Source organism: Dyadobacter sp. LHD-138, from assembly GCF_030929615.1.
Lineage (GTDB): Bacteria > Bacteroidota > Bacteroidia > Cytophagales > Spirosomataceae > Dyadobacter.
The window spans coordinates 33,853-40,475 of the sequence record NZ_JAVFVU010000052.1; the positions used below are offsets into that span (position 1 = coordinate 33,853).

Genomic DNA, 6,623 nt, shown 5'->3' on the forward strand with positions numbered 1-6,623 from the left:
ATTTTTACAGGGACTTTAGAGATCGCACTATTTAAAATTCCTGCCCGTAGGGAAAATCTCCGTTTGAACCACTTTGGCTGCTTGTACTTTCTTACTTCTCCTATCAGAAACGGATTCATCTTTTTCATCGGCACGGGAGAGCGCTTGAACGAGATCGTCAGCATCTTCTGCTGCATTCATTTCGCGCAACAGGCCTGACATATCATAGCACCGCCTGACGACAACATGTGTAACTTCCCCTTCACGCTGCAATTTGCCTTCTACCATCAGTAGTGTAGAGCGCATAATTTCTTTCCGATAGCGATCAAAGAGCTTTTTAAAAACAACCAGGTTGGCAATACCTGTTTCATCCTCAATGGTAATAAAACAGATGCCACTTGCTGTTCCCGGCCTTTGCCTGACCAGTACCAATCCAGCCACACGGACAATCGCGCCATCGTTCAATGCATTCAAGTCTTTATTGCAGGTCACATGTTGCGCTTCTAGCGGCTTCCGCACAAAGCTTACCGGATGGGCTTTCAATGACAAGGCCATAGAAGCGTAGTCCTGTACCACATGCTCAACCGCATTCATTTTGGGAAGCTCAACATCTTTTTCAAATGCGCTTTGGGCCTGATGTCCCAAAAAAAGTCCCATTGGCCTGTCGGAAAGGGCGGACGCTTCCCACATGGCCTGACGCCTGTCCATACCCATAGAGCGGAACGCATCGGCATCGGCCAGTTTTTCGAGCACCGTCTGCGAAACACCTGCATCCCTTAACGCCGGAATACTCGTGTAGGCACTTTGACGAGCAGAAACTAAAGCTTCAATATCTTCCTGCTTCAATCCCTTAACCTGTCTAAAACCCAGACGCAGCCCGTGATACCTGCCGGCTTTTCCTTCCAGGTTGTTATCCCAATCAGAAAAGTTTACATCCACCGGCAAGACCCCTACCCCATGCTTGCGGGCATCGATCACAATCTGGGCAGGCTGGTAAAACCCCATCGGCATGCTGTTCAGTAATGCTGCGGCGAATACATCCGGATAGTAACACTTGATCCACGACGATACATAAACCAGCAAAGCAAAACTAGCTGCATGACTTTCGGGGAAACCATAACTGCCAAAGCCTTCCAATTGCTTGAAGACCCTTCTGGCAAACTCTTCGGTATAACCATTGGACATCATACCATCGACCAGCTTTTTTTCGTACTGGCTCACCAGTCCTTTCGCTTTAAAGGTAGCCATGCTCCGCCTGAGCCCATCAGCTTCTGCCGGTGTGAATCCCGCTGCTACAATGGCGATCTCCATAGCCTGCTCCTGGAACAAGGGGACCCCCAAAGTCCTTCCAAGGATCTGCTCGAGTTCCTTGGAAGGATACACAATAGGCTCTTCTCCGTTGCGGCGGCGCAAATAGGGATGCACCATATCGCCTTGTATCGGACCGGGTCTTACGATGGCTACCTCAATCACCAGGTCATAAAATGTTTTTGGTCTGAGCCTTGGCAGCATCGACATCTGCGCACGGCTTTCGATCTGAAAGACGCCTATAGTATCGGCATGGCTGATCATCTCGTACACAGCTGGATCATCCTGCGGAATATTGGCAAGCGTCAGATCTAATCCATAATGGATTTTGGCCAGATCAAATGCCTTACGGATACAGGTCAGCATACCCAAAGCCAGCACATCCACCTTTAAAAAACCTAAGGCTTCAATATCATCTTTATTCCATTCGATGTTGGTCCGGTTTTCCATCCGGGCATTCAGGATCGGGCACAGATCTGAAAGCTTGCCCCGCGTGATGACAAAGCCCCCAGTATGCTGTCCGAGCTGACGCGGAAAACCGATATACTGCTGCGTAAGCGCTAACACTTTAAGCAGATGCTTATCTTTCGGGTCAAAACCTTCACTTGACCCTGACTTGCCTTCAAACCATTCCGGGGTAAGCTCATAACCAGATTTGGAAAGCCGGTCTACTGCGTCAACCGACAATCCCATAGCCTTGCCAACATCCCGAATAGCACCCTTCCAATGGACCTGCGTCACGGTAGCTACAATGGCTGCACGATCACGGCCGTATTTATTAAAGATATACTGCATAACTTCTTCCCGCCGCTCGTGCTCAAAATCAACATCAATATCCGGCGGCTCATCACGTGCGTCGGACATAAAACGTGCGAACAACAGCTTGAATTTGGAAGGGTTTACGGACGTGATCCCCAGACAATAACAAACAACAGAGTTGGCCGCTGACCCACGCCCCTGGCAAAGGATATTGCGGTCTCTGGCAAAACGCACAAAGTCATACACAGTCAAAAAATACGCAGCATAGTTCTTACGCTCCATAAAATCGAGCTCATACTGAATGGTCTCTTTAATGTTTTGCGGAATGTTACCACCGAATTTTTCGTTTGCACCCTGCCATGCCAGTAGCACCAGCTCTTGCTGCGGCGTGCGGCCTTCACTGGTAATTTCTTCGGGGTAGACATATTCCAAGCTGTCCAGGGAAAATTTGCACGCTTGTGCTATTTCCTGGGTTCGCGCGATCGCATCCGGGTATTGCCGGAATATCCGGACCATTTCTTCAATCGGTTTCAGATGCTGCTCCGCGTTCTGATGAAGCCGGAAGCCTGCATTATAAATCGTACATTTTTCGCGGATGCAGGTCAGGATATCCTGCAACTGCCGACGCTCATGGTGGTGATAATGTACATCGTTGGTTGCCACCATTGGAATATCCAGGCGGCTTGACAACTGCACGAGACGGTGCAACTTCTTGGCATCATCACCAGTATAAGAACGGTTGACGCCAAGATACAGCGCTTCCCCAAATACTTTCCTGTACTGCCTTAAAGCAATTTCAAACGAAGGATCAAAATCAAACTGCTCATTCAGTGATGATGGTGGGATAGCGATGAATTTTATGCCAGCCGCATACGCATATACATCGGCTTTATACAGGTCACATTTACCTTTCTCGGTACGAAGGTTGCCAAGTGACAACAAAGCGGAGAGTCCTGCATAGGCCTGTTTTGTTGTCGGATAGGCTAGCAAGCCCGGGCCATCGAGCAATTCTAGCCTGCATGCGGGGATAATTTTGATCCCTTTTGCTTTCGCGGCCACATGGGCGCGGACGATGCCAGCCAGCGTATTGTGATCGGTAATGGCAATTGCTGAGTAACCCAACAAAGCAGCCTGCTGCACGAGCTCCTCAGGATGCGAGCCCCCGCGAAGGAAGCTGAAATTGCTGGTTACCTGCAGTTCTGTATAGCTCATCTCTCTATCTGTTCATTAAGCGAAAAAGCCATGAATAAACCACTGTGGCTTGCTTATCTCATGATAATGTCCCAACCGAAAAATCCAGTAACGCGCACCCTGTTGATCTTCGACCGCATAATAATCCCTGTGCAATCCCTGCTCTAACCACCACTGCTGTTCAATACGCTCAGGCCCGTCAGCTCTGGCGATTTCGTGAACCGTTCCCTGGTATCGGAACAGCATGGGTGGGTAATCCGGGATCGGTGCGGTGACGTCGATTCGTTCCGGCATGGGCAATAACAGCACAGGTCTTGGATGATCTGTACGCCAGCTGGTCAGCGGCTTCTCATCCAGGGAGCAAGCCTCTTTAATAGACCGCTCGGGCCAATAATGCTGATCTGGCAGATAGCGGTGCGCAATACCGGCACCTGCCCGGGCGGTGAGCCTGTCCAGAAGCTCGGCTATTTCGGACAGGTCATTGCTGCCGGAAATATTCCAAAGGGTTTCCTGGATCTTGTCAGCGTCGTCGACAACGGGGGCTTCCAACATAAATAGCTCAATACCCAGACCTGGTCTGATCGAAGAAACTTTTAATTCAAAGAGCTTGAACAAATGCGCTGCGCTGCAGCTGGCGCTGCTGGTGCCGACTTCAATCTGTTGCACTTTTCCATCAATACGATAGCATCTAAAAACAGCTTTGCGAAGGCCTTTGCCTTCTTTGGCAAGGCGGCTGCATAATACCTCCAACAGTTTTTTCAATGCAATGTGAATACCGGTTGCCGTGCGAATCGGTTCCAGACTGGGCAACCTTTCCTGGTATGGCTCAACAGGCCGGATGGGCTGGATTGTTTCCGGCGCGCGTCCCATGGCCTGATCGATCCTTTGCAAGAGCGGCTGCCCGAAGCGTCTGCGTAAGACAGGTCCCGGTATATGTACAAAAGCACTGATCTGGTAAAACCCCAGTTTGTGCATTCGCTCTATCGTAGCTGTTTCCAGTCGCAAAGCAGCCGGTGGCAGTGATGCCAGGGCAGCCATTTGATTACCGGTCTGGACAATCGGACTGATCTTTCCATAACGACAAACCGCGTATGCGGCGGCCATGGTATCTGCAATAGCAGCGCGTACGTCATAGCCAGCGCCCCTGAGGCGGTTAACAATATCTGTAAGGTAACGGCGCTCACCACCCCAAAGATGCGGGCAGCCGGTAATATCCAGGATCAGCCCGTCCGGCAGGTCAACGGCCACAATCGGGCTGTAACGGAGGCACCGTTCGGCCAGGCCATTCAGGAGCTTCTGCGGCTGTCCTGCTTTATCATCCATAACCAACAGGCCCGGAAATACAGCCCTTGCGTCTGCCACAACCATCCCTGTAGCAATACCCATTCCCTCCGCACAAAGACTAGCCGCTTGAATGACCATCCGGTTTCGCTCCGGCGCAGCCAGTACAAAGGGGGTGTCCTTTAACTGTGGCTGACGGATGATCCACCGGTCGGTAAGCAGATGACGGAACCATATGGACATATAACGCTTCTGCATTTTAAGCGGTTTGTAAAAGATTAATTTCCGGTACAACAATCTCCGGTTTCAGTATATGCTCAAAATGGCCTGATATCCACTGGACTTGCCAGCTTCCGGGTTCTCCATTACGTACTTTCAGTAGCTCAACATGCCAGCGGTAAAAACCCATACCCGGCAAATCTTCGCCAGGATTACTGGGTAAAGATGAAATTTTCCAACGCGATACCGCCGCAATGGTATTGGCATTTCGCGGGTTATGCCGGTGAAGCAGTCCTGTCACCCGGCTTTGCTCCACAGCCAGCTGTAACCTGCGGGATTCGGTCAGGTTGACTTCCTGTAATTCCCCGACAACGGCAGCCAGCGCCTGACATTTCAGCGCTTCTTCCACCATCCACAACAGGTCCTTTTCATTTCTGACATCGATAAAAATGACCCTTTCCGGCTCAACACCAAAAAATTTTAAAGCCGCAGGGAATACGGTCCGTTTACTGCTGAGCCACACGCAAAAGCCGCCCCGCTGCATCGTGCGGCTGAGCAGGCCTGCCATAAAGCCTGTTGTTGCGGCAGCATTCTCTGTGTTATCACTTAAAAATTCGTGTACAGCACCGGTCGGAAAGACACCGTTGGGAAAAGCGGCTTCTATCGGTCCCAGGCCAAAATGAACTTTCTGACTGTCAGTAGGCACACGGAAACCTTGCAAAGAGAGTATGTCTTTTCGCAGTTTCTCTATCACTTCACTTTTTGCTGCCACCTGCTCCATAATTCAAAAATTAAACGCTATATTTGATACAAATTGTATCAACATGTTGATTGTAATGATAACAAAGAAAAGATGAACAACCAAGAAATATTTTTTCAGAAAAACATAAAATTCCTGCGGGACCGCAAAAAACTCAGTCAGGAAATGCTTGCAGAGAAACTTTCTTTAACGCGTACCAAACTGAATGCACTGGAGCACGGGCACACCAAAGCCCCGCAACCAGAGGATTATGTGAGGTATTCGGATTATTTTCGGATCAGCGTTGATAGTTTGTTAAAAGTGGACCTTTCCAGACTTTCTGAATTAAAAATAAGGGAGCTGGAAGCTGGTAACGATGTTTACATGACGGGCAGCCAGTTGCGCGTGCTTGCTATCACGGTAGATAAAAGCAATAAGGAAAATGTGGAGTATGTTCCCGTCAAAGCGAAGGCGGGTTACCGGGCAGGTTTTAATGACCCGGAGTATATTGCCGGCCTGCCCAAGTTTTCTATGCCTAATCTCCCAAAAGGGGCGACATACCGCATATTCCCAACCACCGGCGATTCTATGCTGCCTATACCGGAAGGCAGCGATATCGTATGCCGTTTTATGGAGAACTGGTCAACCCTAAAACCGCGCACACTTTGTATAGCGATATTAAAAGCAGAGCAGGATTTTGTTTTCAAGCAGGTCACCTTGCAGCAAGATGGACTGCTGATGGAATCGCTGAATAAAACATACCTGCCATATGCTGTTCCTGTTTCCGAGGTACTGGAACTTTGGGAGTTTCATAGCTATCAAACTAGAGAAATACCAGAAGTGCAATCCGACTTACAGATGCTGGCCAAGGCTTTCAGAGAAATGCAGGAGGATATAAAGGTTATAAAAAACAAGTTGGAGGTTGTTACATGAATAACCGGAAACAATTTATCGTGCGCCTGGCAATGCAGATGATTTGCATACCGATCCAGCATTTTCAAAGGTATTTGCAGAAGTGAAATCCTTGAGGGAGTGTACGCTGAACTGTGTCAGGATTTTATTTAGGCAGATTCAGCTACCAAGAAAAAATTCGCGATCGGCCTGTAATCTGTCACCAAATTTAATGTACAATTGAGACATCGTCAAG

General features: G+C 49.1%; 4 protein-coding genes. 1 reads left to right on the forward strand and 3 read right to left on the reverse strand.

Going from position 1 to position 6,623, the window contains the following annotated elements:
- Positions 1 to 27: 27 nt before the first annotated feature.
- Genes RB622_RS27355 through RB622_RS27365 form a run of 3 tightly spaced genes read right to left on the reverse strand, consistent with a single transcriptional unit; the run spans position 28 to position 5,518 of the window.
- A complete protein-coding gene (locus tag RB622_RS27355; protein ID WP_308049988.1) occupies positions 28 to 3,258 on the reverse strand; it encodes an error-prone DNA polymerase in 3,231 nt (1,076 codons plus the stop codon).
- A 15-nt stretch (positions 3,259 to 3,273) separates the two neighbouring features.
- On the reverse strand, positions 3,274 to 4,776 hold the full coding sequence (locus RB622_RS27360; protein ID WP_308049989.1) for a DNA polymerase Y family protein: 1,503 nt from the start codon (positions 4,774 to 4,776) through the stop codon (positions 3,274 to 3,276).
- Position 4,777: 1 nt separating this feature from the next.
- Positions 4,778 to 5,518, reverse strand: coding sequence for an Error-prone repair protein ImuA (locus RB622_RS27365; RefSeq protein WP_308049990.1), 741 nt, complete (start codon positions 5,516 to 5,518; stop codon positions 4,778 to 4,780).
- A gap of 72 nt (positions 5,519 to 5,590) precedes the next feature.
- Between RB622_RS27365 and RB622_RS27370 the strand changes: the two genes are divergently transcribed.
- On the forward strand, positions 5,591 to 6,409 hold the full coding sequence (locus RB622_RS27370) for a helix-turn-helix transcriptional regulator (protein ID WP_308049991.1): 819 nt from the start codon (positions 5,591 to 5,593) through the stop codon (positions 6,407 to 6,409).
- The last annotated feature ends 214 nt before the right edge of the window (positions 6,410 to 6,623 follow it).